A 24,749-nucleotide genomic window follows, 5' to 3' on the forward strand; every position below is an offset into this window, starting at 1 on the left:
ACGCACTATTGAGCTGTTGCCACTTTCAAAACCGGCCTTTCGCCGGAAAGCTGCGGCAGCACAGAGGCGAAATCCGTCACGATCTGGCGATAATCTTCCGGCTGGAATTCATAGGGAAGTTCGAGGCGGAATTCCGAGACAAACGGCAGAACGGGGTCGCGCGACAGCTTCTCCAGAATTTCATCCGTCGTCCCGACAATATCAGGCAGAAAAAGCGTGCGGCGCGCACCATGCGGCGTATGCGTGCGCTTGTCGCGCTCGGCCGCAAACTCCGCATAACGGCGGCGTGTCGCCGGGCTGGCACTGTCCGTCGGTAAAATCACGCGGCCAAGGGCGACGCGCGGCTGGCGCTCATGCGCCCATTCCTGCCGGAACCGGGCAACGAGGGCCGCCTGCGCCGTCAGAAAATCATCGGTATTTTCACCGCTGACGATATTGCCGGTCAGCAGATTGAATCCCGCCTTCCCCGCCCAGCGAGCGGAATTCTGCGATCCGCCGCCATACCACAGCCGGTCGGTCAACCCCTTGGCGAAGGGCCGAAGGCGCGGCACCTGCGCGCCCGCTGCATTGCCCGCCTCCGTTTCGCTGGACAGCGGTTCTGATCTCAAGGCCCTGGTGAGCTTCTCGGCGCGGGCATGGCTGTAATCCGCATCGGGCGCCGTATCGACATAATCCGAAATCAGATGGGCGAAGGGCGGCGCGCCGACAGAGACGCCGACATTCAACCGTCCGTGTGACAGCACATCCACGGTGGCGAGATCTTCCGCCAGCCTGAAAGGGTTTTCATAACCCAGTTGAATGACGGCGGTGCCGAGGCCAATCCGCTTGGTGCGCTGCGACGCCGCCGCGAGAAAGGTGGCGGCCGAGGACACACCGCGTTCCAGATGACGCTGGCGGACCCAGGCGCTATCATAACCCAGCGCCTCGCCGGCTTCGAAAAGCTGCAGAGTTTCCTCCAGCCCCTGCGCAGGATCATCATCGTGATAGTTGCCGGGAACCAGAAAAGCAAAATGCGAGATATGGGAAATAGGCATGGTGTGCATCCGGGAATGTTTGTTGAGGCATGATGAAGCTCAGACAGCGCAGGTGCGGCCATCATCCTGTACCGCGCATACCCAAGCAGAATGCACGATGACCGGCATCGCTGGCGCGGCATGGTCTTTTATAGTCCCGGCGATTTTTGAAAGATCGTTGCGCGATTCAGTAGTCTACTAAAATTATAGATTAATCCTCAAGGAGCGGTCGCTTTGTCCCCTCTCCATCCTTTTAAATACGCCGACGTATCGAGCGGCGCGCGAATGCCCTTGATTTTCCTCCACAACATGTAATACAGATTATCATACATGTTGACAAATAATGCATACATGTATGACATTGCAGCCACCACGAACGCTGCGATACCTGCATGAGGGAGGAATTATGATCATCACCGACGTCGAGGTCCGTGTTTTCCGCACGACGACCCGTCGGCACTCGGACAGTGCCGGTCACGCACATCCGGGTCCGGCGCATCAGGTGGAACAGGCCATGCTGACCATCCGCACGGAAGACGGGCAAGAAGGCCATTCCTTCACAGCGCCGGAAATCGTTCGCCCGCATGTCATCGAAAAATTCGTCAAGAAGGTGCTGATCGGCGAGGATCATCGCGACCGGGAACGCCTTTGGCAGGACCTTGCTCACTGGCAACGCGGCTCGGCGGCGCAGCTGACTGACCGCACGCTGGCGGTGGTGGACTGCGCGCTCTGGGACCTTGCCGGCCGCAGCCTCGGACAACCTGTATACAAGTTGATCGGCGGTTATCGCGACAAGGTGCTCGCCTATGGCTCGATCATGTGCGGGGACGAGCTGGAAGGCGGCCTAGCAACGCCTGAAGACTATGGCCGGTTTGCCGAAACGCTGGTGAAGCGCGGTTACAAGGGCATCAAGCTTCACACCTGGATGCCGCCCGTCAGCTGGGCGCCGGATGTGAAGATGGACCTCAAGGCCTGCGCGGCCGTGCGCGAAGCGGTCGGGCCCGATATCCGCCTGATGATCGACGCCTTTCACTGGTATTCCCGCATCGATGCGCTGGCATTGGGACGTGGCCTTGAAAAGCTCGGCTTCGACTGGATCGAAGAGCCGATGGATGAGCAGTCGCTCTCCTCCTACAAGTGGCTCGCCGACAATCTCGATATTCCCGTCGTCGGCCCGGAAAGTGCAGCTGGCAAGCACTGGCACCGCGCAGAATGGATCAAGGCCGGCGCCTGCGATATTCTTCGCACCGGCGTCAACGATGTCGGCGGCATCACGCCGGCGCTCAAGACCATGCACCTGGCCGAAGCCTTCGGTATGGAATGCGAGGTGCATGGCAATACGGCCATGAACCTGCATGTGGTCGCCGCCACCAAGAATTGCCGCTGGTACGAGCGTGGCCTCCTGCATCCCTTCCTCGAATATGATGACGGCCACGACTATCTGAAGTCTTTGTCCGACCCGATGGACCGCGATGGGTTCGTTCACGTTCCCGACCGGCCGGGCCTTGGCGAGGATATCGATTTCGATTTCATCGACAACAACCGGGTGAGATAAGGCTATGAAAACCGTGCTCGCCTTTGGAGACAGCCTCACCTGGGGCGCAGACCCGGCAACGGGTCTCCGCCACCGGCCTGAGCATCGCTGGCCGGAGGTGCTGGAGGCCGAGCTTTCCGGAATGGCGAAGGTTCATGCCGAAGGACTTGGCGGGCGCACCACCTGTTATGACGACCATGCCGGCCCGGCCTGCCGCAATGGCGCGCGAGCTCTTGAAGTCGCGCTTTCGTGCCACATGCCGCTTGATCTCGTCATCGTCATGCTGGGCACCAACGACATCAAGCCGGTGCATGGCGGTCGCGCGGAAGCCGCCGTTTCGGGCATGCGGCGGCTGGCGCAAATCGTCGAGACCTTCATCTACAAGCCGCGAGATGCAGTGCCTAAGCTTCTTATCGTCGCGCCACCGCCCTGCGTCGCAGGCCCCGCTGGAGAACCGGCGGGCGGCCGCGATATCGGACAATCACTACGGCTTGCGCCGCTCTATCACAAACTCGCCGCCGAACTTGGGCATCACTTCTTTGATGCCGGATCGGTCGCCAGCGCCTCGCCAGTGGATGGCGTGCATCTGGAAGCGCCGGCAACGGCCGCAATCGGCCGGGCGCTCGCCGCTCCGGTCAGAGACATTCTTGGCTGATCACACGAAGCCTGTGGAGGAACAGGCGCGCGGATCGAAACGTGGAAGGCCGTATGAAACGGCCGTATGGGAGGAAAAATGAGACATTTTCTTGCAACCGCAGCCCTCGGTGCACTGCTGATCGGCGCCGTGCCGCTCAGCGTCTTTGCAGAAACGCCGAAGGACCAGCTCATCGTCGCCACGACCATGAGCAATATCCTGACCCTTGATCCAGCCGCCATTACCGGCCGCGAGACGGTGCAGGTTCTGAATAATATCTACGACACGCTGGTCGTGCTTTCGCCCAAAGATCGCAGCGTCCAGCCCCGCCTTGCCGAACGTTGGGAAATCGGCGAGGACCGGAAATCGATCCGCTTCCACCTGCGCGCCGACGCCAAGTTCGCGTCCGGTAACGCCGTGACGGCCAAGGACGTGGCTTGGAGCCTGAAACGTCTGCTCGCCCGCAATCTGGCGCAATCGTCTTTCCTCAAAACGCGCGGTTTCAAGCTGGAGGATGCCGACAAGCTTTTCGTCGCCGAAAACGACCAGACCTTCGTGCTTAATATTCCGAAGCCTGATGATCCCAACCTGCTGCTGATGATCCTTGCACAGAATGGGCCCGGCTCGATCATCGACAGCCAGACGGCGCTTGCCAACGAAAAGGACGGCGATCTCGGTGGCGCGTGGCTGACGCTCAATTCGGCGGGCTCCGGCCCGTTCAAGCTGACCCAGTGGAAATCCAACGAATATATCATTCTCACCCGCAACGACGATTACTGGGGTGAAAAGGCCAAGATGAAGCGCGTCCTGATGCGCCATCTGCCGGAATCGCAATCGCAGCGGCTGATGCTGGAAAAGGGCGACATCGATGTCGCCTACTCCCTGCAGGCGCCGGACCTGAAGTCGCTCGAAGCCGACAAGACCATCGCCATCGAATCCACACCCGGCTCCGGTTTTTATTACCTCAGCGTTTCGATGAAGGACGAGCGCTTCGCGAACAAGAAAGTGCGCGAAGCCCTGCGTTACCTGATCGACTACGACGGTCTCGACAAGGCGGTCATGCCCTATTACGGCAAGCTGCATCAGCGCTCTCTCAGCACCGGTGTGATGGGCGCGCTGCCGGATCAGGGCTACAAGCTCGATATCGCAAAAGCCAAGGCGCTTCTGGCTGAAGCCGGTTATCCAAACGGTTTCAAGACGACGTTGCGCGTGCTCTCGGAAGACCCCTTCATGAAAGCGGCAACGGCAATCCAGAACACACTGGCCCAGGCCGGCATCCAGGCCGAACTTATCAGCGGTTCCGGCGACCAGATTTACGGCGCCATGCGCGAGCGCAACTTCGAACTGCTTCTCGGCCGCGGCGGCGGCGGTCAGCAGCCGCATCCGGACAACAACCTGCGCTCCATCGCCTATAATCCGAACAATGCGGACGACGCCAAGCTCACCAACTATCAGAGCTGGCGCACGAGCTTCTTCGATGAAAAGCTGAACAAGATGATCGAGGAAGCCCTTGTCGAACGCGACGTGGCGAAACAGACGAAGCTCTACGAGGACCTTCAGGCCTATATGGACGAGATCGTCATGTCCATTCAGCCATTCTCCGAAGTTGTCGACACCGCCGCTTTCCGCAGCGACATCAAGGGTATGATCGTCAGCCCATGGCTCTCGCGCTTTGAAGAGGTGAGCAAGGAGCGGTGATCGGCTGCCATATCTGCGAGTAGGAGAAGGCGCGGCTAACCCCGCGCCTTTTTGCTGTAATGAAGCTCCATTCACCCAATGTGTTAGGCGAAGCCTCCGCACTCCGTAACGCCGGACGAGATCCGGGGTCTTGTGTGAGCAGCCTAAGCGCAGTTGGCGGCCCGCCATCCCGCCGTAGCCATCCAAAAAAATTGCCCGGCACTGAAGGCCGGGCAAGGAAGGAGGATTTTATTATTCGTGATGCCCCGGAGGAGGACGATCACGCTTTGGGAGGTGTCATGCGCCTTCATATTCCAGCGAGGCGCCGATCAGTTCGCGCGCATAAGGATGTGTCGCACCATTGCCGGCGATGGCCTCACGCGGCAGGATTTCGGTGATTTCGCCGCGCAGCATCACGGCGAAGCGATCGCACATGTGGTCGACCACTGCGAGATCGTGCGTCACCATGATATAGGTGAAGCCGCGCTCTTCGCGCAGGCGCTGCAACAGGTTGAGGATTTCGGCCTGCACCGAAACATCGAGTGCCGAGGTCGGCTCGTCGAGCAGAAGCAGCGACGGTTCAAGGATCAGCGCACGCGCAATCGCTACGCGCTGCCGCTGGCCGCCGGAAAGCTGATGCGGGAAGCGGTCCAGGAACGACACGGGCAGACCGACATCCGTAATTACCTTGCGCATGCGCTCTTCACGATCGCCCAGTTTATGGATGGCAAGCGATTCTCCGAGAACGGTGCGCACCGACTGGCGCGGATGCAGCGAACCATAGGGATCCTGAAACACCATCTGCAACGTGCGGCATCGCTCGATCAGCGGCATGTCGCGAACCGACTTTCCATTGATGAGGATTTCGCCGCTCCAGAAATCATTCAGCATCGACACGCAGCGCAACACTGTTGATTTGCCCGAACCGCTTTCACCGACCAGACCGAAACACTCGCCCGGCTCGACGCGAAAGGACACCGAAGGCAGCACTTTAAGCGCCGTGTGGCCGCTGCCGAAGGTGATGGAGAGATCGCGGGTTTCAACGGAAACGGCCATTATACTTTCTCCTCCAGCCATTCGGGGCGGCGATCCAGCACCGCAAGTGGCGCACGCGTGCCGCCAATCCGCGGCTGCGCCGCGAGCAGGCCGCGCGTGTAGGGGTGCTGCGCTTGATCGAGGTCGCGCGCGGCAAGCGTTTCCACCACCCGGCCGGCATACATGATGAGTACCCGGTCGCAGAAATTGCGCACGAGATTGAGGTCGTGGCTGATCATGATGAGACCGATGCCTCTATCCCGAACGAGGCCATCGAGAATATTCAGAACCTGCAGCCGTACCGTCACATCCAGCGCGGAGGTCGGCTCGTCGGCAATGACCAGATCAGGATCGGCAAGCAGCATCATCGCAATCATGACGCGCTGGCCCATGCCACCGGAAATCTCGTGCGGATATTGCTCGTAGACGCGCGCGGCGTCGCGGATTTTGACCGCATCGAGCATGGCGAGCGCCTTTTCGCGGGCTTCCGATTTCGACGCCTTGAAATGGCGCAGATAGGTCTCCGTCACCTGATCGCCGACACGGCGGATGGGATTGAGAGAGAATTTTGGATCCTGAAGGATCATCGACATGCGCCGTCCGCGAACCTTCAGCATCTCCTTCTCACTGAGCGACAGAAGATCGAGGCCATCAAAATCAAGCTTGTCGGCCGTTATCGTCGCCGATGGAAGGAGGCGCAGCAAGGCCCGGCCGACGGTGGACTTGCCCGAGCCGCTTTCGCCGACAATGCCGAGACGCTCCCGGCCAAGGGTGAAGGAGATGCCGCGCACGGCCTCGGTGGGCGAACCGCCATAACGGATGCGAAGATTCTCGACGTCGAGGATTGGTTTTTCCATGGCCCTATTTCCGGTTCATCTGCTTCGGATCGAGCGCATCCCGCAGGCCGTCACCCAGAAGGTTGAAGGCAAGGCTGACGGAAAGGATCGCAACGCCGGGGAAAGTGACGAGCCACCAGCTGTCGAGCATGTAACGGCGTCCGGTCGCGATCATCGCGCCCCATTCAGGCAGGGGCGGCTGCGCGCCAAGGCCGAGGAAGCCGAGGCCTGCGGCGGTCAGAATGACGGTCGCCATATTCAGCGTCAGACGGATCAGGACCGAAGGCAGGCACATGGGCATGATCGATTTTATGATGATACGCAGCGGCGAAGCACCCTGAAGCCTTGCGGCGGCAATGTAGTCCGCCTTGCGGAATGTCATCGCTTCGGCGCGTGCGAGCCGCGCGATCGGCGGCCATGAGGTGAGCGCGATCGCGATGATCGCATTGTTGAGGCTGGGTCCGAGCGCGGCCACGAAGGCGAGCGACAGGATGAGGCTCGGGAACGACAGGAAAATATCCGTGATGCGCATCATCACCGTATCGAACTTGCCGCCGAGATAACCGGAGGCCGTGCCGACCAGCAGACCGACCGGACCGACGATGATCGACACCAGCGAGATGATGGTGAGAGTGATGCGCGCGCCCCACAGAAGGCGACTGTAAATATCGCGTCCAAGCTCGTCCGTGCCGAAGAAATGGCCGTTACCGGGCGGCTGCAGCGTCTTGGCGAGATCCTGCACGTAAGGATCATGCGTCGCAAGCCAGGGCGCGAAAATCGCCGCGATGACGAGAAGCAGCAATATCACCAGGCCGAAGGCCGATGTCGGGCTTTTCAGCAGGAAGACAATGATGTTCTTCAGCGCGTTCAAAGGCACGGGAAGACGCAAGGAAGTTTCTGCACGAGCCGTCATCAGCGGGTCCTCGGATCGAAAAAGCGGTACATAATGTCGGACAGGAGATTGAGCCCGATGAAGATGACGCCGACGATAAGCACGCAGGTCATCACGGCATTCATGTCGCCGATGATAAGATTGCTGGTGAGATATTGGCCGAAGCCCGGCCAGGCGAAGACGGTCTCGATAAGGACAGCGCCTTCCAGCAGTGAGCCGTAAGCAAGGGCAATGATGGTGACGAGCTGCACACGAATATTGCCGAAGGCATGCAGCCACACCGTCTGGCGTTGCGACAGGCCTTTGACGCGCGCAGTCGTCACATATTCCTGGCCCAGCTGGTCGAGCATGAAGCTGCGCGTCATGCGGGTGATATAGGCCGACGATGAATAACCAAGCAGAGCGGCGGGCAGGATGAGGTGATTGATGGCCGACCAGAAGACTTCCATATCGCCCGCCAGCAGGCTGTCGATGAGCAAGAAGCCCGTTCGTTCCTCCACGAGACCGATATAGAACTGGTCCATGCGGCCACCGCCGCCGACAAGCCCGAGATGAGCGTAAAAAACGATCAGCGCAATCATACCGGTCCAGAAAATCGGCATGGAATGGCCGAACAGGCTGAGCACCCGCACCAAATGGTCCTGCCAGCGGTCTTTCTTGACGGCGGCATAAACCCCCATGGGAATTCCGAGGCCGGCACCGATCAGGATCGCGAAGGTCGCAAGCTCCATCGTCGCCGGCATGACGCGTATGATATCCTGGATGACAGGCTGGCCCGTGCGGATCGAGGTTCCGAAATCGCCGGTGAACACATCGCCGAGATAATAGATGAATTGTTGCCAGAGCGGACGGTCGAAACCGAGCGCATGGTAAACCTGCTCATAGGTTTCGCGGGTCGCGTCCTCGCCGACGATGGCCCGCACCGGATCAGCGGGCATCAGGCGGCCGATGAAAAAGGTCAGCAGCAGCAATCCGAGCAGCGTGACCGCAATACTTCCGATCTGGCCGGACAGGCCATACAGCGAAAGGCGTCTTTTTGGCATGGTTCCTCCCTTGCCAGAAGTCGATTGCACAAAATAACAAAGGCGCAATCCTGTCTGACAACTATTCGCAAGTTGTCACAGGTGTGGAGAGCTGTCAAGCATATGCCGATAAAATTGGTCCTGCGGCAGGCTTGGAAAATGACTGAAGCAGGCAACAACGCTGCCTTTCAAGACCGAGATTTCATCCGAAAACCAGCGGTTCTTTGCTTTGCCGGAGAAAGGAATCACACATATTGCCGCGATGACAAAAGCCTGTATTCTTCGCTTCGAACTGCCTGTGGAGATGCCGGTCCGGCACCGGCACATCTCCTGCTTCAAGGGGGAGGAAGACATGGCGGAAATGACACTTCTGGCATTTGCGATAGTTGCCTTTATCGGTATTGCCACACCTGGCCCGACGGTTTTGCTGGCGCTTGCGAATGGCTCGCGTTTCGGGGTTCGCCGCGCCTTTACAGGTATGGCCGGCGCGGTCCTCTCCGATTTCGTCCTGATCGGCGCGGTTGCACTGGGATTGGGAGCATTGCTCGCCGCCTCGGAGTTCTGGTTCGGCGTCGTCAAATGGGTCGGCGTTTGTTATCTTGCCTTCCTGGGCGCCATGCTTTTGCGCTCGAGAGGCTCGCTTGATGGCGCTCTTCAATCGGCAGACACTTCCGGGGCCACTTCCGCCCGCTCGATTTTCCTCAAAAGCTTCCTTGTAGCCGTGACCAACCCCAAGGGATATCTGTTCTTTTCGGCTTTCCTGCCGCAATTTATCGATCCGGCAGCACCGCAGATCCAGCAATATGCGGTGCTTGCGCTGGTTTTTGCCGGCATCGATTTCATCGTCATGTTCGGATATGCCCTGCTGGGCTCGCAGGCCGTCAGACTGTTGCGGAAGTCAGGGGCGTTATGGCTCGACCGCATTTGCGGCGGCGCACTTTTGACGCTTGCCGCCTCTCTGGCTTTCTACCGACGGGCGAGCGCTTAACCTGCTGAGAAAGCTGAAATTTCCGAGTTATTCGGCGGCTGTGCGGGAGCGCAAAAGCACCTTGTAGCGCTCAAGACTACCGCGCAGATGCGCCGCCATATATTGGCGGGCAGCATCGGCATCGCCTTCGATGATGGCGTCAACGATCTTCGCATGCTCCTCCTGGAGATGAAGATTGTAGTCCTTCGGACGGGAACCGGGCGCCGCCCCCTGTAATTCGCCACGCGGGATGATGCCGGAGCGGATGAGTTGAAGAAACTCGGGGAATCGCCTGTTCTGCGTCGCCTGTGCAATGGCCAGATGGAACTCGAAATCGGCATCCCGCGTCGGCAACCCGGCGGCGAGACAGTCGCCAACGCGCCGATGCGCATCGACAATCGACTCCACCTGCACGGCGGATCGGCGCGATGCCGCAAGCCCTGCGGATTCGACCTCGAAGACGGTGCGCAATTCCAGTAGTTCGATAACCGAGGAGATCCGTCCCACGGCGAGATCATTGAAAGGCACTTCCTTGGCCGGCTTCACCTCAATGGCAAAAACGCCCGCTCCCTTGCGGGCCTCTACGAGACCATCCGCGCGTAGAATGGCGATGGCCTCCCGCACCACGGTGCGGCTGACGGAATATTCGCGTGTCAGCGCGCTCTCACTCGGGAGACGGTCGCCGGGACGGAACACGCCTTCAGACAAATCTCGCCGCAATGCGGAGCTGATTTTCGCCGCGAGCGATATTCCCGGCTTCGTGCTGCTCTCAACGTCCATTCCGGCCCACCTGTTTTAAACTTGTCTGGCATGTTAGCAAACACCCGCCACATTGCAAGGGCCGCGCTCTCGCACCAACCTCGTTGCAAAGCGGCAATGTCGCAACTGCGGGATTTGCCCTCAGGCGGCCACCATGGCCGAACCGCTGGAAAAGCGGTTTCTGTACTCGCCCGGCGAGAGGCCGAGAATACGGTGAAACACACGACGGAAGGCAGCGGCATCCTCGTATCCCACCGACCAGGCGATCTGGTCTACCGAACGACGGGTGAATTCCAGCAGTTCCCGCGCCTTGCCGACACGAAGATGCTGGACATATTCGATAGGCTTCATACCGGTGGCGGCCTTGAAGCGGCGAAGGAAGGTTCGCTCCTCAAGCCCGGCATGTGCGGCCATATCGGAGACACTGGTCGCCCGCCCGGCGCGCGCCTGCAGCCAATGCTGCACCTTCAGGATCGGCTCGTCGCCATGCGTCAGCCGCGGCGCGAAACTGCTGTAATGTCGCTGCTCCCGACCGGAGGGGTCGATCAGAAGGAACTTACCGGTCTCGATCATCACCGAAGGCCCAAGCAGCCGGTCAACAATGCCCAGACCAAGATCGGTCCATGCCATCAGCCCACCCGCCGTGATGATATCGCCGTCTTCGATGACGATCTTGTCTATCTCCAGGCGGATATCGGGAAAGCGCTCGCGAAACCGTTCCGCAAACAGCCAGTGGGTAGTGGCCGGGCGGCCGGCCAAAAGACCTGTCGCAGCGACGATGAAGGAACCTCCGCAACTGGCGGCCAGCGTCGCGCCCTGCGCATGCCGGTCCAGCAGCCAGCGGGCATAGGGCCCGGCCTCGTCGATTTCGGCTGGCCCGGTCAGCCTGCCGGGTACGACGAAGATATTGGGATGCCCCGCCCTGCCCGGCTCGGTGTCATGACAACGGGAAAACTCACCGCCCTCACCCATGCTCCAGTGGCTGACCCGCAGTTTCGGCCCACCACGATCCTCTGAGAAGACCGACGCGATGGCAAAAAGATCGGTGATGCCGTGCACCATGGCGACCTGACAGTCCCGGTAGAGAACCAGACCGACTTCCAGCGCACTTCCCGCAACACCCGCCATGCCCCACATCCCCGTTTTGTCAGTTTCGGCTCGTTTTCTGTCAGAAGCGCCAATCCAGCCCCGGCTGTCTCCAGAGTATCTCTATTCCCACAGGACGCAAGCAAACCACCCGCAACAGGAGAGAGAGCCATGACAACGATAGTCACCAGAGACGGAACGCACATCTTCTACAAGGACTGGGGTTCGAAAGACGGCCAGCCCATCATCTTTTCCCACGGCTGGCCGCTCAGTGCCGATGCATGGGACGCGCAGATGGTATTCTTTGCCAATAACGGTTTCCGCACCATCGCCCATGATCGCCGCAGCCACGGCCGCTCCGACCAAGTCTGGCACAACAACACCATGGATCAATATGCTGACGATCTGGCCGAGCTGATCGAACAGCTCGATCTTCACGACATCATTCTCGTCGGCCATTCCACCGGCGGCGGCGAGGTAACGCGCTATATTGGCCGCCATGGTACGGCCCGCGTCGCCAGGATCGCCCTCATCGGCGCAGTACCGCCACTGATGCTGAAGACGGAAAGCAATGCCATCGGCCTGCCGATCGATGTTTTCGACGGCATCCGCAAGGGTACCTACGACAATCGTAGCCAGTTCTTCAGGGATCTGACCATTCCTTTCTACGGCTACAACCGTGAAGGTGCTGTGATTTCTGAAGGTATTCGCGACGAGTTCTGGCGGCAGGGCATGATGGGCGGCCTCAAGGGCCAGCTAGACAGCATCCGCGCCTTTTCGGAAAGCGATTTTCATCAGGACCTGAAGGCTTTCGACAAGCCAACGCTCGTACTGCACGGCGACGACGACCAGATCGTGCCGATCGGCGCTTCTGCGCTCTCCACGGTCAAGATCGTCAAACATGCGACCCTCAAGGTCTATGAGGGCGCCGACCATGGACTGACACAGACCCATCAGGACCGGTTCAACGCCGACCTTCTTGCTTTCATCAACGCCTGAAACCATCAGACAAAGGAAACACGTGACATGACACAGAATACGTTTCTCATCACCGGCGCGTCCGATGGCATTGGCGCTGTTTATGCCGAGCGCCTGGCAAAACGCGGCCACGATCTTATCCTCGTGGCGCGACGCGCCGAAAAGCTTAAGACGCTGGCCGAGCGGCTGGAAAAGGATCACCAGATCGCTGTCAAGGTTCTGGCAGCAGACCTTTCACGGGCGGAAGACCTCGAAAGGGTAGAGGCACGGCTGCGCGAGGACCGGCGGATCATCGGTCTCGTCAACAATGCCGGTATTGCCGGAGACGGCGCTATCACGGAACTGGACCCGGCCCATGTCGCGACGATGATCAATCTCAATATCCTTGCCGTCACCCGGCTTGCAGCGGCGATCGCACCGCGTCTTGCAGCAGATGGAAAGGGCACGATCATCAATATCACCTCGGTCACGGCCTTGATGCCGGCTGCATTTACCGCCGTTTATCCGGCGACCAAAGCCTTTGTGCTTGCCTTCACCGAGGCGCTGCACGCGCAGCTTTCCCCTTCCGGCGTTCGGGTTCAGGGTGTCCTGCCGGGCATCACCCGCACGGCCATCTGGGACGAGGAACGTCTCGACGCCATTCCCGCCGCCATGGTCATGGATGCCCACGAAATGGTGGATGCAGCCCTGGCCGGTCTTGATCTGGGCGAGACGCTGACCATTCCTTCCCTGCCGGATACGGCAGACCTTGAAAATTTCCTTGCGGCCCGCGCTGCATTGAGGCCCAATCTATCGCATGCACATGCCGCCAGCCGGTATGGTGCAACCCAAACTGAATAGAGGGAGACGCATCATGATCCTCGGACTGACCATTCCCCAATTCACGACATTGCACGTTGCCTTGAGCCTCATAGGCATCGTAACCGGATTGATCGCCCTGCCCGCTTATGCGGCAGGGCGATGGATGCCGCGCATGATGGCGCTGTTTCTCGTCACCACGCTCGCCACAACGCTCACCGGCTTCCTGTTTCCAATCGGCAACTTCACACCGGCACTCGGCGTTGGCATCATCTCGACCATCATTCTGGCGGTCGCGCTGGTCGCGCTTTACGGATACGGTCTCAATGGCAGGGCGCGAACTGTTTATTCGATCACCGCCACGATGGGCCTTTATCTGAATATGTTCGTGCTGATCGTTCAGTCCTTTCTCAAGGTCGAGGCACTGAACGCACTTGCTCCGAACGGCAACGAACCACCATTCCTTGTCGCTCAACTCGCCCTGCTTGTTGCGGCAATCTGTCTTGGCTGGAAAGCGACGCGCCGCAAGCTTTTAGCCTGAAGCCAGCCCCCGCCCACACTCACCTGCGGGCTTCCCGGAAAAGCACACTTGCTCGATCCCCTTCGGGCAAGCTTGTGATTTCGTCGCGAACACAGGAAATCGCCACCTCTGAAATTTTCTCTTCCGTCTGTTGCCGCCGAACAATATACATTATATGATAACGTATATTAATTTAGAACAACAGGAGAAACCGATGAGTGCCGTGAGGATCAACGAACGTCTGACGGTCGCAGGCCAGCCGGATATCTCCGACTTTTCATCGCTTTCCGATCAGGGCTACAAAAGCATCATCAATGCCCGGCCGGATGGCGAAGAGCCCGGCCAGCCGGGCAATGAACATGAAAAAAGCGCCGCCAATGCTGCGGGTCTTGCCTACAGTTTCATTCCGGTCAATGGCCCGACTATTACCGAAGCCGATATTCGTGCCTTTCAGCAGACGATGACCGAGGCAAAAGGCCCCGTATTTGCCCATTGCAAGGGTGGAGCGCGAGCGCTGACCCTCTATGTGCTTGGCGAAGCGCTGGACGGGCGCATGAAACAAAGCGAGATCGCGACTTTCGGCCAACAGCATGGTTTCGATCTTTCCGGCGCCGTCCGCTGGCTGGAGCGGCAGGCTGCGGCAAAGCCGCACGTCAAGGCTTTCTTCGATCCGAGCACATCGAGCGTGCAATATGTCGTTTCCGACCCCGCAACCCGGCGCTGCGCCATCATCGATCCGGTCTACGATTTCGACGAGAAATCGGGGGCGACCGGCACGGTGAATGCCGATGCCATTCTGGCCTATGTCAAGGAGCAAGGCCTGGCGGTGGAATGGGTTCTGGACACGCATCCGCATGCCGACCATTTTTCCGCCGCCCACTATCTCAGCCAAAGAACCGGCGCGAAAACGGCAATCGGCGCCAAGGTCACCGGTGTGCAGCGGCTGTGGCAGGAGAAATATAACTGGCCCGATCTTGAAACAGACGGCTCGCAATGGGACCGGCTGTTTGAAGCGGGAGACCGGTTCACCATCGGCTCGCTGGAAGCTCGCGTGCTGTTTTCACCCGGACATACGCTTGCCTCCGTAACCTACGTGGTGGGCGACGCCGCATTCGTGCATGACACTCTTTTCATGCCTGATTCCGGCACGGCGCGCGCCGATTTTCCAGGCGGCAGCGCCAGAGAGCTCTGGGCATCCATTCAGGACATCCTCGCCCTCCCCGACGAAACGCGGCTTTTCACCGGCCACGACTATCAACCCGGTGGCCGCGCGCCCAAATGGGAAAGCACTGTTGGAGAACAGAAACGCGGCAATCCGCATCTGGTTGGCATGACAGAGGAAGGCTTTATTCAACTGCGCGAGGCGCGGGATCGCACCTTGCCGATGCCGAAGCTCATTCTGCACGCCTTGCAGGTGAATATCCGTGGCGGCCGCCTGCCGGAGCCGGAGGCCAATGGCAAACGTTATCTGAAATTCCCGCTCGACGTGCTGGAGGGCAGCACATGGTAAAGGAAAACATGCGGAAACAGATACCTGATATCACCGAAATCCCGCTTGTCGAGATGGAGGAACGCGCAGTCGAGGTCGCCATACTCTTGAAGACGCTTGCCCATCCCGCGCGGCTGATGCTCGCCTGCACGCTGGCGCAGGGGGAGTTTTCCGTTGGCGAGCTGGAAGCCAAGCTGGATATCCGCCAGCCTACACTTTCCCAGCAGCTTGGGGTTTTGCGTGAGGCGGGCGTTGTTGAAACGCGGCGCGAGGCCAAACAGATCTTCTACCGGTTAACCGAGGAAAAAGCGGCGCAGCTGATCGAGGCTCTCTATACCATCTTCTGTGCGCCGGAGGAAAACCCGTGACAGCCTATTGGCCCTCTCTATTCGGCGGTATGCTGCTCGGCCTCGCGAGTATTCTTCTGTTTCTCTTTAACGGCCGCATCGCCGGTATCAGCGGCATCCTGGGCAATGTACTCGGCAAGGAACGGCGCTTGACGGATGTGGCTTTCGTCGCAGGTTTGCTCACAGGCCCCTATCTTTACGCCGCCGCATTCGACCGCTTTCCCGCGCTCACCATATCTGCACCCTGGCCGCTGATCGTCATTGCTGGGCTGCTGGTGGGGTTCGGTACGCGCATGGGATCCGGCTGCACATCCGGCCATGGCATCATGGGTCTTGCACGATTTTCCCGGCGCTCCATCACCGCCACTGCCATCTTCCTGATCACCGGTATCCTTGCCGCGACGATAACCGGAGCGCTGTCATGAAAAATCAGGTCATGGCGCGTTTCGTGGTGGCACTTGCGGCCGGGGCACTGTTCGGATTTGGCCTCTCCCTGTCCGGCATGATCGATCCTGCCCGCGTTTCAGGCTTTCTCGACGTGGCGAGCGGCCATTGGGATCCGAGCCTGATGTTCGTTCTCGGCGGTGCGGTTTTGGTCGCCGTGCCGGGCGTTCTGTTGTGCCGTTTCCTTGCCAAACCAGTTCTCAGTGCGGAATTTCACCTTGCCGCCAAAACTCGGGTCGACGCGCCGTTGGTTGTGGGCTCGGCTATTTTCGGCGCAGGCTGGGGGTTTGCCGGTTTCTGCCCCGGCCCGGCGATATCGGCGCTTGCTCTCGGCCTAATGCCGGTCATTCTCCTCGTTTGCGCCATGATCGCCGGCATGCTCGTTCACGACCGAATCTACGCCAAACGGTAGGCATTTCCGCCTTGCCTGGACATGCGCGAGAGCAGCAGGCTCTCGCGCATCGTCGCTGGATTACAGGTCGATCAGGCTTTTGCCCGTCATTTCCGCAGGCAGCGGCACATTCATCAATTGCAGCAGCGTGGGAGCGACATCGGCGAGGATACCGTCATGCAGCTTCGCGCCTTCAGGTCCACCGAACAGGATCACCGGCACCGGATTGGTGGTGTGCGCGGTGTGCGGGCCACCGGTTACCGGGTCGACCATGGTTTCACAATTACCGTGGTCGGCAATCACCAGCATGGCGCCGCCAACCTTTTCCAGAGCGGCAACGACTGCGGCGAGCCCCCGGTCCACGGCTTCGCAAGCCTTGATCGCGGCTTGCAGATCGCCGGTATGGCCCACCATGTCGGGATTGGCGTAATTGGTGACGATGAGATCGTAACCCTTGCCGATCGCCTCGACGAATTTCTCCGTCACCTCAGGCGCGCTCATTTCCGGCTGCAGATCGTAGGTCGCAACCTTCGGAGACTTCGGCATGAAGCGGTCTTCGCCCACTTCAGGTTCTTCCTTGCCACCATTCAGGAAGAAAGTGACATGCGGATATTTTTCCGTCTCGGCCAGACGGAACTGCCGCAGACCCTGCTTGGCAACCCAGGCACCCAAAGTATTTTCGATATCGCGCTTAGGGTAAGCCGTCGTCATGAAGGTCGCATGTTTGGTCGAATATTCCACCATGCCAAGCAGCGCCGAAAGCACTGGCTTTTCACGGACAAACCCGTCGAAATCATCCGCACCGATGGCAAGCAGGATTTCACGAGCGCGGTCGGCACGGAAATTCAGGCAGAAGAGACCGTCGCCGGATTTGAAGCCTTCGTAACCACCGATGACCGTTGGCAGGATGAATTCGTCCGTAACATCATTTTTGTAGCTTGCGGCAACCGCGCTCACCGCGTCCGGCGCATGTTCGCCCCGGCCGAGAACCATGGCGTCATAGGCCTTTTCAACACGCTCCCAGCGATTATCGCGGTCCATCGCATAATAACGGCCGATCACCGTGCCGATGCTGGCGCCTTGCGGCAGGCTTGCCGCAAATGCGGGGACGAAGCCCTCTGCGGACTGCGGCGCGACATCGCGACCATCGGTGATGGCGTGCACGACGACCTTCAAACCCAGATCGGTCAGCAGCTTCACCGCCGCCCGACCGTGGACGATGTGGCCGTGAACGCCGCCATCGGAAACGACGCACATCACATGCGCCACGCCGCCCGCAGCCTTCACCTTGGCGGCGAAATCGAGCATCGCAGCATTCCTGAAAAAGCTGCCGTCTTCGATAGCCAGATCGATCTGGCCAAGATCCATGGCGACGATGCGACCGGCGCCGATATTGGTGTGTCCAACTTCCGAATTGCCCATTTGCCCGGTGGGCAGACCGACATTCGGGCCGAAGGTGGTCAGCCGCGCATTCGGGCAGGTGGCGAAAAGCCTATCCATGGTGGGCGTGTTTGCCAGTACCGGCGCATTGCTGGACGTGTCCTCGCTCAGTCCCCAGCCATCGAGAATAGTCAGGACAACGGGTTTGGGAGTGCTCATGAAAGGACCTTCTTCTTCATTCGGTTGCCGACGAACAGCGAAGCGCTGGGCACCGGAGCGCCCCCGTCCGCCACTATGATCATGATGAGAAAACACGCTTCTCGTTCTTTCTCTTCTATACTCGAAGATCGCGAACGCAAGCCTATACCGACACCGAAACAGTTCCGTGAAGCTGAAGTGCTTCACGGAAGAAAATCCTTTTCGAACGAAGCTCAGCCGTCGATGAAGATCAGCGCCGGCTTTTCCAGCAGCGCCTTGATAGCCTGAATGAAGACGGCGGCATCCCAGCCGTCTACGACCCGGTGATCGAAGCTGGAGGAGAGGTTCATCATTTTGCGCGGCACGAAACCGCTGCCATCCCAGACCGGTCGCGTCACGATCTTGTTCACGCCGATGATCGCCACCTCCGGGTGATTGATGATGGGCGTCGAAACGATACCGCCAAGGGGGCCGAGCGAGCTGATGGTGATGGTGGACCCCGTCAACTCGTCCCGTTGCGCGGCGCCGGTGCGCGACGCCTCGGCCACGCGCATAACTTCAGCAGCACAATCCCAAAGGCCGAGCGCTTCCGTGTGGCGAACGACCGGGACCATCAGCCCCGTAGGTGTCTGCGTGGCTATGCCGATATGCACCGCTTCGTAGTGACTGACGACCCCTTTTTCGTCATCGAAGGTGGCATTCATGCCGGGATGATCGGCGACCGTTTTCACAAGTGCGCGCATCAGGAACGGCAGGATCGTCAGTTTCGGCTGTCCTGACCGGCGGTTGCCATTCATGGTCGTGCGCAAATCCTCCAGATCGGTCACGTCGATTTCCTCGACGTAGGTGATGTGGGGAATGCGGGAGACGGACAGCGTCATCTTCTCGGCGATCTTGCGCCTCAGCCCTGTCACCTTCACCTCTTCGACAGCGCTATCGCGGGAAGCTATCGGCGCAGCGGGCCGCTCAGATTGCGACCGTGCGGTCAGAAATGTATCGAGATCGGCGTGGGTGATATGCCCGTCCGGCCCTGTTCCCCTCACTTGTCCGAGATCGATATCGAGATCGTCGGCGCGCTGGCGAACGGCTGGCGACGCCAGAGGTTTATGGTGTTCCACCTCAGAGGAAGGCGGCGCATCCTGTATTTCGCGGGCGGGCTGGATTTCAGCCGCTGGCGGCTCTTCCGTCATGTCGGATGGCGCTTCCGGCTCGGTCACATCCGCGGGGGCAGCAGCAACAGCGGAGGCATTGGTTTCGATGCGCACCAGCGGTGCCTTAACCGCCACCGTATCACCCACCTCCGCTGCCAACCATGTGACGACGCCCGCAACCGGCGAGGGGATTTCAACCGTCGCCTTGTCGGTCATCACAGCGGCCAGCACCATATCCTCGTGCACGGGATCGCCGGGTTTGACGTTCCATTCCACCAGTTCGGCTTCCGCCACACCTTCGCCGACATCGGGCATAGTGATAACAAATTCCGCCATCTTCAGGCCTCCATGACTTCGACGAGGGCGCGCCCGACGCGGGCCGGCCCCGGAAAATAATCCCACTCCTGCGCGTGGGGATAAGGCGTATCCCAACCAGCCACACGGACGACGGGTGCTTCCAGATGATAGAAGCAGTGTTCCTGTACCAGCGAAACGACCTCCGCACCGAAGCCTGACGTGAGCGTTGCCTCATGCACCATGACGCAGCGACCGGTCTTGGCAACGGACTTTACAATGGTGTCCAGATCGAGTGGCAAAAGGCTGCGCAGATCGATGATCTCGGCATCCACGCCCGTTTCTTCCGCTGCGGCGAGCGCAACATGCACCATGGTGCCGTAAGCGATGACAGTGACATCCTGCCCGGCGCGGCGGATTTCGGCCTTGCCGATCGGAATGGTGTAATGTCCTTCCGGCACCTCGCCCATCTCGTGCTTCGACCATGGCGTTACCGGCCGGTCGTGATGGCCGTCGAAGGGGCCGTTATAAAGCCGCTTCGGCTCCAGAAACATCACCGGATCCGGGTCTTCGATCGAGGCGATCAGCAACCCCTTGGCGTCGTAAGGATTGGAGGGAACCACCACCTTTAGCCCGCAGACATGGGTAAAAAGCGCCTCCGGGCTCTGACTATGCGTCTGCCCGCCAAAAATGCCGCCGCCGGTCGGCATGCGCAGGACTATGGGGCAGGTGAAATCGCCATTGGAGCGATAACGAATGCGCGCCGCTTCCTGGGTGATCTGGTCATAGGCCGGGTACATGTAATCCGCGAACTGGATTTCGACGCAGGGGCGCAGGCCATAAGCGGCCATGCCGATGGCCGTGCCGACAATACCGGATTCGCTGATCGGCGCGTCGAAACAGCGTGTCTTGCCATATTTGCCCTGCAAGCCCTGCGTCGCACGAAACACGCCGCCGAAATAGCCAACATCCTCGCCGAATACCACCACATCGTCGCTGCGCTCCATGGACACATCCATGGCGCTGCGGACGGCTTCGATCATCGTCATTCTTGTCATGTCTCACCACCCTGCCTTCTGGCGCTGGCGGGCGAGATGCGGCGGCATCTCGGCGTAAACGCCCTCGAAAATATCCTTCTTTGGCGGCTTGCGGCCCTCATGCAGCGTACCGTGGCTTTCCGCCTCACGCTGCGCCTCAAGCACCTCGTCGGCAATTTCCGCTTCCGCCTGCCGGTGCCGCTCCTCCGACCAGACGCCGCGCAGGATGAGATGTTTCTTCAACCGCAGAACCGGGTCACCCAGTGGCCATGCCTCGGACTCGGTCTTGGGGCGATAAGCGCTCGGATCGTCGGAAGTGGAATGCGCGCCGACACGGTAGGTCACATATTCGATCAGCGTCGGTCCGAGATTGCGCCGCGCCCGCTCCACCGCCCAGCGAGCCACGGCATAAACGGCGAGATAATCGTTGCCGTCGACCCGGAGCGCCGGAATGCCGAAGCCCAGGCCTCTGGCCGCAAAGGTGCCGGAACCGCCGCGCGCGATACCCTGAAAGGTGGAAATGGCCCATTGGTTGTTGACGATATTGAGGATGACCGGCGCCTTGTAGGTGGAGGCGAAGACCAGCGCCGAGTGGAAATCCGATTCCGCCGTTGAGCCGTCACCGATCCATGCTGCCGCGATCTTCGTATCGCCCTTGATGGCAGATGCCATCGCCCAGCCGACCGCCTGCACATATTGCGTGGCAAGATTGCCCGACACGGTGAAGAAGCCATGCTCCTTCGAGGAGTAAAGAACCGGCAATTGCCGCCCATGCAGCGGGTCCAGTTCGTTGGAATAGATCTGGTTCATCATGGTGACGAGCGGGTAATCGTCGGCGATCAACAGACCGGCCTGCCGGTAGGTCGGGAAATTCATGTCGCCTTTGGAGAGCGCCTTGCGGAAGGCGCAACTGACCGCTTCCTCGCCCAGATGTTGCATGTAAAAGGAGGTCTTGCCCTGCCGCTGTGCCATCAGCATGCGGGCATCGAAAGCCCGCAGCCGCATCATGTTCTTCAGGCCGACGAGCAAATCCTCATCCGAAAGCAGCCCGGCCCACGGGCCGACAGCCTCACCTTGATGATTGAGGACGCGGATGATGGAATAGGCCAGATCGCGCATGTCTTCAGGTGCTGCGTCCACCTCCGGGCGTGGCACGGAGCCGGCCTTGGGTATCTTCACATTGGAGAAATCCGGCTGGTCGCCTGGCCGCACCGCTGGTTCGGGAACATGCAGGCTGAGATGCGTGGTTTCGGTAATATCCATTCTACTCCTCCCATCGCCATCTCCTCCAGACGACGAAACAATTTTCAGAGGTTTCGCGCGATGACCATGCGCTGGACATCGCTGGTTCCCTCGTAAATCTGGCAGATGCGTACATCGCGATAGATCCGCTCCACCGGATAATCCGCCATGTAGCCGTAACCGCCGTGAATCTGGATGGCGTCCGAGCAGACACGCTCCGCCATTTCCGAGGCAAAGAGCTTTGCCATCGAGGCCTCCGAAAGGCAGGGCTCGCCCGCTTCCTTCAGCGCCGCCGCATGCAGCACCAGTTGCCGCGCCGCCGTTATGCGCGTTGCCATATCCGCAAGCCTAAACGCAACGGCCTGATGCTCGATGATGGCTTGCCCGAAGGCCTTGCGCTCGCGGGCATAATCCCGCGCCGCCTCGAAAGCCGCCTGCGCCATGCCAACCGCCTGTGCGGCAATGCCGATACGACCGCCTTCCAGATTGGCGAGCGCGATGCGATACCCCTGCCCCTCTTCACCGAGCCGCAATTCGGCTGGGACCGCCATATCGGTAAAGGCAATCTGGCAGGTATCCGAAGAATGCAGACCGAGTTTTTCCTCGATCCTGATTACCTCGTAACCGGGCGTATCTGTCGGCACGATGAAGGCCGTGATACCTTTTTTGCCAGCAGCAGGATCGGTGACGGCGAAGACGATGACGACATCGCCATTCTTGCCCGACGTGATGAACTGTTTTGCGCCGTCGATGATATAGCGGTCGCCATCGCGCCGCGCTTTTGTCTTCAGATTGGAGGCGTCGGAACCGGCCTGCGGTTCGGTCAGCGCAAAACCGCCGATCCATTCGCCGGAGGCGAGCTTGGGGAGGAAACGCTGCTTCTGCTCTGCCGTGCCGAATTTCAGGATCGGCACGCAGCCAACCGAATTGTGGACGCTCATGATGGTGGAACAGGCGCCGTCACCGGCAGCGATTTCCTCCAGCGCCAGGGCGTAAGCGACAGCACCGGTTTCCGACCCGCCATAATCCTCCGAGACCAGCATGCCGAGAAAGCCGAGCTCACCCATTTCTTTCAGCTCGTCTTTCGGGAACCGGCTTTCCCGGTCGCGCGCGGCAGCACCGGGGGCAAGCCGCTCGCGGGCGAAATCGCGGGCCATGTCCCTGATCTGTTGCTGGGCTTCGTTCAGGATCATCTCCGCCTCCCTTCAGTGCCGCTCGACCGCAAGCGCAGTCGCCTCGCCGCCGCCGATGCAGACGGCGGCAACGCCGCGTTTCAGTCCGTGACGCTGCAAAGCGGCCAGCAACGTGACGACGATGCGTGCACCGGAAGCCCCGATGGGATGGCCGAGCGCGCAGGCGCCGCCATGCACATTCACCTTCTCATGTGGCAGATCGAGATCACGCATGGCCGCCATCACCACAACCGCGAAAGCCTCGTTGATTTCGAACAGATCGACATCCTTTGCCGACCAGCCGGTTTTTTCGAACAGCTTTGTCATCGCGCCGTTGGGGGCCGTCGGATATCTGGCGGGTGCATCCGCATGGGATGCCTGACCGATAATGGTCGCCAGCGGTGAAAGGCCTCGTCTTTCCGCTTCGGAACGGCGCGTGAGAACGAGAGCGGCTGCACCATCCGAGATAGAACTGGAATTCGCCGCCGTCACCGTTCCGCCGTCGCGAAAGGCGGGCTTCAGCTGCGGTATCTTTTCCGGCTTTGCCTTCCCCGGCAACTCGTCCACGCCATCATCGCCAACAGGCGCGATTTCCGCTTCGAACGCACCTTCCTCTACGGCGCGTCGTGCCCGTTCCAGTGAGGCGAGCGCAAAATCATCCTGCATCGCACGAGTGAATTGATACTCTTGCGCGCAATCTTCAGCAAAAGTCCCCATCAGCCTGCCCTTGTCATAGGCGTCTTCGAGACCGTCGAGAAACATGTGGTCGGTGAGCTTTCCGTGGCCGAGACGATAGCCGTTGCGGGCGCGGTCCAGCAGATAGGGGGCGTTGCTCATGCTTTCCATGCCACCGGCAAGCACGATGGAAGAGCTTCCCGCCGCAAGCTGGTCATGTGCCAGCATGATCGCTTTCATGCCCGAGCCACACATCTTGTTGATTGTTGTTGCGCCAACCGAGTTGGGAATGGCGGCGGCAATCGCTGCCTGTCTGGCAGGAGCCTGTCCCTGCCCGGCTGAGAGCACGCAGCCCATCAGCACATCGTCGATGTCAGCGGAAGAAATTGCAGCCCGTTCGACGGCCGCGCGGATCGCCGCCGCCCCGAGATCGGAAGCCGCCACCGATTTGAATTCGCCCTGGAACCCACCCATAGCAGTACGGGCGGCCCCGACGATAACGACAGGGTCATGCACAGCCAAATTCACCTCCCTTGGTCATCCTCCCACCGAGAGAACGACCGTCATCGCTATCTCCTCCAGACCGCGACTGACGTGAACGCTATCACTATCTCGAATTCATTTCAAAGCTATTTTGATTGACAGTTTTTTGATTGGCGATATCTTTGATCCAACAATTAGTCATATCATAGAGCAAATGATCCATGATTGAGCTCGACAGTTTCGACCAGAAGATTCTCCATGTGCTTGGCGATGACGGGCGTGTGAGCTGGCGCGATCTGGCGGCCCGGATCGGGCTTTCCTTCACGCCGACACTGCGCCGCGTGCGCAAGCTGGAAGAAGAAGGCATCATTCGCGGTTATACCGCCGTGTTCGATGAGAACCGGCTGCTCGGCAATATGGGCGTCTTCATTTCCGTCACGCTGGAACGGCAGATCAAGGAAGCGCTGACGACGTTCGAGCACCATGTCGCCTCCATTCCGGAAGTGGTGGGCGGCTACCAGACGAGCGGCAGTTCCGACTATCTCATTCATGCAATGGTGCGGGATCTACCGCATTATCAGCAGCTTCTGGATTTCCTGACCACGGTTCCCGGTGTGTCGCGCATCCAGTCCAATTTCGCCATCAAGACATTCGTGCGCCGTTCCGCCGCCTTCACCGGAGGTGACGCGCCATAA

General features: G+C 59.8%; 25 protein-coding genes. 12 read left to right on the forward strand and 13 right to left on the reverse strand.

Going from position 1 to position 24,749, the window contains the following annotated elements; translation table 11 throughout:
• Positions 1 to 5: 5 nt before the first annotated feature.
• On the reverse strand, positions 6 to 1,034 hold the full coding sequence (locus ACQZ45_RS12200) for an LLM class flavin-dependent oxidoreductase (RefSeq protein WP_065688006.1): 1,029 nt from the start codon (positions 1,032 to 1,034) through the stop codon (positions 6 to 8).
• A gap of 385 nt (positions 1,035 to 1,419) precedes the next feature.
• Between ACQZ45_RS12200 and ACQZ45_RS12205 the strand changes: the two genes are divergently transcribed.
• The 3 genes from ACQZ45_RS12205 to ACQZ45_RS12215 all read left to right on the forward strand — a co-directional run bounded on the left by ACQZ45_RS12205 (position 1,420) and on the right by ACQZ45_RS12215 (position 4,879).
• Positions 1,420 to 2,568, forward strand: coding sequence for a mandelate racemase family protein (locus ACQZ45_RS12205; protein ID WP_065687812.1), 1,149 nt, complete (start codon positions 1,420 to 1,422; stop codon positions 2,566 to 2,568).
• Between the two features lie 4 nt (positions 2,569 to 2,572).
• On the forward strand, positions 2,573 to 3,202 hold the full coding sequence (locus ACQZ45_RS12210) for an SGNH/GDSL hydrolase family protein (RefSeq protein WP_065687813.1): 630 nt from the start codon (positions 2,573 to 2,575) through the stop codon (positions 3,200 to 3,202).
• Between the two features lie 78 nt (positions 3,203 to 3,280).
• A complete protein-coding gene (locus tag ACQZ45_RS12215; RefSeq protein ID WP_003511152.1) occupies positions 3,281 to 4,879 on the forward strand; it encodes an ABC transporter substrate-binding protein in 1,599 nt (532 codons plus the stop codon).
• A gap of 276 nt (positions 4,880 to 5,155) precedes the next feature.
• On the opposite strand, the gene ACQZ45_RS12220 is transcribed toward ACQZ45_RS12215, so the two are convergent.
• The 4 genes from ACQZ45_RS12220 to ACQZ45_RS12235 are packed head-to-tail and all read right to left on the reverse strand — an operon-like array spanning position 5,156 to position 8,664.
• Entirely contained in the window at positions 5,156 to 5,914 is a 759-nt protein-coding gene (locus ACQZ45_RS12220) for an ABC transporter ATP-binding protein (protein WP_003511153.1), read from the reverse strand.
• On the reverse strand, positions 5,914 to 6,750 hold the full coding sequence (locus ACQZ45_RS12225; RefSeq protein ID WP_013761686.1) for an ABC transporter ATP-binding protein: 837 nt from the start codon (positions 6,748 to 6,750) through the stop codon (positions 5,914 to 5,916). The genes ACQZ45_RS12220 and ACQZ45_RS12225 overlap by 1 nt, the downstream gene beginning before the upstream one ends.
• Before the next feature lie 4 nt (positions 6,751 to 6,754).
• The gene (locus ACQZ45_RS12230; RefSeq protein WP_003511156.1) at positions 6,755 to 7,642 is read right to left on the reverse strand and encodes an ABC transporter permease; all 888 of its coding nucleotides are present in this window, start codon (positions 7,640 to 7,642) and stop codon (positions 6,755 to 6,757) included.
• Positions 7,642 to 8,664 (reverse strand): ABC transporter permease, encoded by a 1,023-nt coding sequence (locus ACQZ45_RS12235; protein ID WP_065687814.1) that lies wholly within the window; start codon positions 8,662 to 8,664, stop codon positions 7,642 to 7,644. Before ACQZ45_RS12235 ends, ACQZ45_RS12230 begins: the two co-directional genes overlap by 1 nt.
• A gap of 331 nt (positions 8,665 to 8,995) precedes the next feature.
• On the opposite strand from ACQZ45_RS12235, the gene ACQZ45_RS12240 reads away from it, so the two are divergent.
• A complete protein-coding gene (locus ACQZ45_RS12240; RefSeq protein ID WP_065688007.1) occupies positions 8,996 to 9,631 on the forward strand; it encodes a LysE family translocator in 636 nt (211 codons plus the stop codon).
• Positions 9,632 to 9,658: 27 nt separating this feature from the next.
• Here ACQZ45_RS12240 and ACQZ45_RS12245 read toward each other — a convergent pair whose 3' ends face one another.
• The gene (locus ACQZ45_RS12245) at positions 9,659 to 10,390 is read right to left on the reverse strand and encodes a FadR/GntR family transcriptional regulator (RefSeq protein WP_003511162.1); all 732 of its coding nucleotides are present in this window, start codon (positions 10,388 to 10,390) and stop codon (positions 9,659 to 9,661) included.
• 120 nt (positions 10,391 to 10,510) lie between these two features.
• Positions 10,511 to 11,497 (reverse strand): GlxA family transcriptional regulator, encoded by a 987-nt coding sequence (locus tag ACQZ45_RS12250; RefSeq protein WP_441360025.1) that lies wholly within the window; start codon positions 11,495 to 11,497, stop codon positions 10,511 to 10,513.
• Positions 11,498 to 11,626: 129 nt separating this feature from the next.
• On the opposite strand from ACQZ45_RS12250, the gene ACQZ45_RS12255 reads away from it, so the two are divergent.
• The 7 genes from ACQZ45_RS12255 (at position 11,627) to ACQZ45_RS12285 (ending at position 16,443) form a co-directional block, all read left to right on the forward strand.
• Positions 11,627 to 12,454 carry an alpha/beta fold hydrolase gene (locus ACQZ45_RS12255; protein WP_013761690.1) on the forward strand — a complete coding sequence of 276 codons (828 nt, stop codon included), beginning with the start codon at positions 11,627 to 11,629 and terminating at the stop codon, positions 12,452 to 12,454.
• A gap of 27 nt (positions 12,455 to 12,481) precedes the next feature.
• Positions 12,482 to 13,273, forward strand: a complete 792-nt coding sequence (locus ACQZ45_RS12260) for an SDR family NAD(P)-dependent oxidoreductase (RefSeq protein WP_113291588.1) — start codon at positions 12,482 to 12,484, stop codon at positions 13,271 to 13,273.
• 13 nt (positions 13,274 to 13,286) lie between these two features.
• Complete coding sequence (locus ACQZ45_RS12265) at positions 13,287 to 13,772, forward strand: hypothetical protein (RefSeq protein WP_003511169.1); 486 nt, start codon at positions 13,287 to 13,289, stop codon at positions 13,770 to 13,772.
• 193 nt (positions 13,773 to 13,965) lie between these two features.
• Complete coding sequence (gene blh, locus ACQZ45_RS12270; protein WP_065687816.1) at positions 13,966 to 15,261, forward strand: bifunctional sulfur transferase/dioxygenase Blh; 1,296 nt, start codon at positions 13,966 to 13,968, stop codon at positions 15,259 to 15,261.
• Positions 15,255 to 15,608, forward strand: a complete 354-nt coding sequence (bigR, locus tag ACQZ45_RS12275) for a sulfite-sensing transcriptional repressor BigR (RefSeq protein WP_065687817.1) — start codon at positions 15,255 to 15,257, stop codon at positions 15,606 to 15,608. Before blh ends, bigR begins: the two co-directional genes overlap by 7 nt.
• Entirely contained in the window at positions 15,605 to 16,012 is a 408-nt protein-coding gene (locus ACQZ45_RS12280; protein ID WP_142851168.1) for a YeeE/YedE family protein, read from the forward strand. The genes bigR and ACQZ45_RS12280 overlap by 4 nt, the downstream gene beginning before the upstream one ends.
• The gene (locus ACQZ45_RS12285) at positions 16,009 to 16,443 is read left to right on the forward strand and encodes a YeeE/YedE family protein (RefSeq protein WP_065687818.1); all 435 of its coding nucleotides are present in this window, start codon (positions 16,009 to 16,011) and stop codon (positions 16,441 to 16,443) included. Before ACQZ45_RS12280 ends, ACQZ45_RS12285 begins: the two co-directional genes overlap by 4 nt.
• Before the next feature lie 60 nt (positions 16,444 to 16,503).
• Here ACQZ45_RS12285 and gpmI read toward each other — a convergent pair whose 3' ends face one another.
• The 6 genes from gpmI to ACQZ45_RS12315 all read right to left on the reverse strand — a co-directional run bounded on the left by gpmI (position 16,504) and on the right by ACQZ45_RS12315 (position 24,093).
• On the reverse strand, positions 16,504 to 18,021 hold the full coding sequence (gpmI, locus tag ACQZ45_RS12290) for a 2,3-bisphosphoglycerate-independent phosphoglycerate mutase (RefSeq protein WP_065687819.1): 1,518 nt from the start codon (positions 18,019 to 18,021) through the stop codon (positions 16,504 to 16,506).
• A 212-nt stretch (positions 18,022 to 18,233) separates the two neighbouring features.
• Entirely contained in the window at positions 18,234 to 19,487 is a 1,254-nt protein-coding gene (locus ACQZ45_RS12295; RefSeq protein ID WP_065687820.1) for a dihydrolipoamide acetyltransferase family protein, read from the reverse strand.
• Positions 19,488 to 19,489: 2 nt separating this feature from the next.
• Entirely contained in the window at positions 19,490 to 20,503 is a 1,014-nt protein-coding gene (locus ACQZ45_RS12300; RefSeq protein WP_013761697.1) for an alpha-ketoacid dehydrogenase subunit beta, read from the reverse strand.
• A gap of 3 nt (positions 20,504 to 20,506) precedes the next feature.
• Positions 20,507 to 21,745 carry a 3-methyl-2-oxobutanoate dehydrogenase (2-methylpropanoyl-transferring) subunit alpha gene (locus tag ACQZ45_RS12305; protein ID WP_003511177.1) on the reverse strand — a complete coding sequence of 413 codons (1,239 nt, stop codon included), beginning with the start codon at positions 21,743 to 21,745 and terminating at the stop codon, positions 20,507 to 20,509.
• 44 nt (positions 21,746 to 21,789) lie between these two features.
• Positions 21,790 to 22,917 (reverse strand): acyl-CoA dehydrogenase family protein, encoded by a 1,128-nt coding sequence (locus ACQZ45_RS12310; protein ID WP_060642351.1) that lies wholly within the window; start codon positions 22,915 to 22,917, stop codon positions 21,790 to 21,792.
• A 12-nt stretch (positions 22,918 to 22,929) separates the two neighbouring features.
• The gene (locus ACQZ45_RS12315; RefSeq protein WP_081308483.1) at positions 22,930 to 24,093 is read right to left on the reverse strand and encodes an acetyl-CoA C-acyltransferase; all 1,164 of its coding nucleotides are present in this window, start codon (positions 24,091 to 24,093) and stop codon (positions 22,930 to 22,932) included.
• Positions 24,094 to 24,275: 182 nt separating this feature from the next.
• On the opposite strand from ACQZ45_RS12315, the gene ACQZ45_RS12320 reads away from it, so the two are divergent.
• On the forward strand, positions 24,276 to 24,749 hold the full coding sequence (locus tag ACQZ45_RS12320; RefSeq protein ID WP_003500312.1) for an Lrp/AsnC family transcriptional regulator: 474 nt from the start codon (positions 24,276 to 24,278) through the stop codon (positions 24,747 to 24,749).

It is taken from the genome of Agrobacterium sp. 16-2014-1-2a, from assembly GCF_053522705.1.

What these genes read in the sequence shown, in the direction of transcription:
- ACQZ45_RS12200 (WP_065688006.1), bottom strand. Translation starts at nt 1,034, where the DNA reads ATGCCTATTTCCCATATCTCGCATTTTGCTTTTCTGGTTCCCGGCAAC.
- ACQZ45_RS12205 (WP_065687812.1), top strand. Translation starts at nt 1,420, where the DNA reads ATGATCATCACCGACGTCGAGGTCCGTGTTTTCCGCACGACGACCCGT.
- ACQZ45_RS12210 (WP_065687813.1), top strand. Translation starts at nt 2,573, where the DNA reads ATGAAAACCGTGCTCGCCTTTGGAGACAGCCTCACCTGGGGCGCAGAC.
- ACQZ45_RS12215 (WP_003511152.1), top strand. Translation starts at nt 3,281, where the DNA reads ATGAGACATTTTCTTGCAACCGCAGCCCTCGGTGCACTGCTGATCGGC.
- ACQZ45_RS12220 (WP_003511153.1), bottom strand. Translation starts at nt 5,914, where the DNA reads ATGGCCGTTTCCGTTGAAACCCGCGATCTCTCCATCACCTTCGGCAGC.
- ACQZ45_RS12225 (WP_013761686.1), bottom strand. Translation starts at nt 6,750, where the DNA reads ATGGAAAAACCAATCCTCGACGTCGAGAATCTTCGCATCCGTTATGGC.
- ACQZ45_RS12230 (WP_003511156.1), bottom strand. Translation starts at nt 7,642, where the DNA reads ATGACGGCTCGTGCAGAAACTTCCTTGCGTCTTCCCGTGCCTTTGAAC.
- ACQZ45_RS12235 (WP_065687814.1), bottom strand. Translation starts at nt 8,664, where the DNA reads ATGCCAAAAAGACGCCTTTCGCTGTATGGCCTGTCCGGCCAGATCGGA.
- ACQZ45_RS12240 (WP_065688007.1), top strand. Translation starts at nt 8,996, where the DNA reads ATGGCGGAAATGACACTTCTGGCATTTGCGATAGTTGCCTTTATCGGT.
- ACQZ45_RS12245 (WP_003511162.1), bottom strand. Translation starts at nt 10,390, where the DNA reads ATGGACGTTGAGAGCAGCACGAAGCCGGGAATATCGCTCGCGGCGAAA.
- ACQZ45_RS12250 (WP_441360025.1), bottom strand. Translation starts at nt 11,497, where the DNA reads ATGGCGGGTGTTGCGGGAAGTGCGCTGGAAGTCGGTCTGGTTCTCTAC.
- ACQZ45_RS12255 (WP_013761690.1), top strand. Translation starts at nt 11,627, where the DNA reads ATGACAACGATAGTCACCAGAGACGGAACGCACATCTTCTACAAGGAC.
- ACQZ45_RS12260 (WP_113291588.1), top strand. Translation starts at nt 12,482, where the DNA reads ATGACACAGAATACGTTTCTCATCACCGGCGCGTCCGATGGCATTGGC.
- ACQZ45_RS12265 (WP_003511169.1), top strand. Translation starts at nt 13,287, where the DNA reads ATGATCCTCGGACTGACCATTCCCCAATTCACGACATTGCACGTTGCC.
- blh (WP_065687816.1), top strand. Translation starts at nt 13,966, where the DNA reads ATGAGTGCCGTGAGGATCAACGAACGTCTGACGGTCGCAGGCCAGCCG.
- bigR (WP_065687817.1), top strand. Translation starts at nt 15,255, where the DNA reads ATGGTAAAGGAAAACATGCGGAAACAGATACCTGATATCACCGAAATC.
- ACQZ45_RS12285 (WP_065687818.1), top strand. Translation starts at nt 16,009, where the DNA reads ATGAAAAATCAGGTCATGGCGCGTTTCGTGGTGGCACTTGCGGCCGGG.
- gpmI (WP_065687819.1), bottom strand. Translation starts at nt 18,021, where the DNA reads ATGAGCACTCCCAAACCCGTTGTCCTGACTATTCTCGATGGCTGGGGA.
- ACQZ45_RS12295 (WP_065687820.1), bottom strand. Translation starts at nt 19,487, where the DNA reads ATGGCGGAATTTGTTATCACTATGCCCGATGTCGGCGAAGGTGTGGCG.
- ACQZ45_RS12300 (WP_013761697.1), bottom strand. Translation starts at nt 20,503, where the DNA reads ATGACAAGAATGACGATGATCGAAGCCGTCCGCAGCGCCATGGATGTG.
- ACQZ45_RS12305 (WP_003511177.1), bottom strand. Translation starts at nt 21,745, where the DNA reads ATGGATATTACCGAAACCACGCATCTCAGCCTGCATGTTCCCGAACCA.
- ACQZ45_RS12310 (WP_060642351.1), bottom strand. Translation starts at nt 22,917, where the DNA reads ATGATCCTGAACGAAGCCCAGCAACAGATCAGGGACATGGCCCGCGAT.
- ACQZ45_RS12320 (WP_003500312.1), top strand. Translation starts at nt 24,276, where the DNA reads ATGATTGAGCTCGACAGTTTCGACCAGAAGATTCTCCATGTGCTTGGC.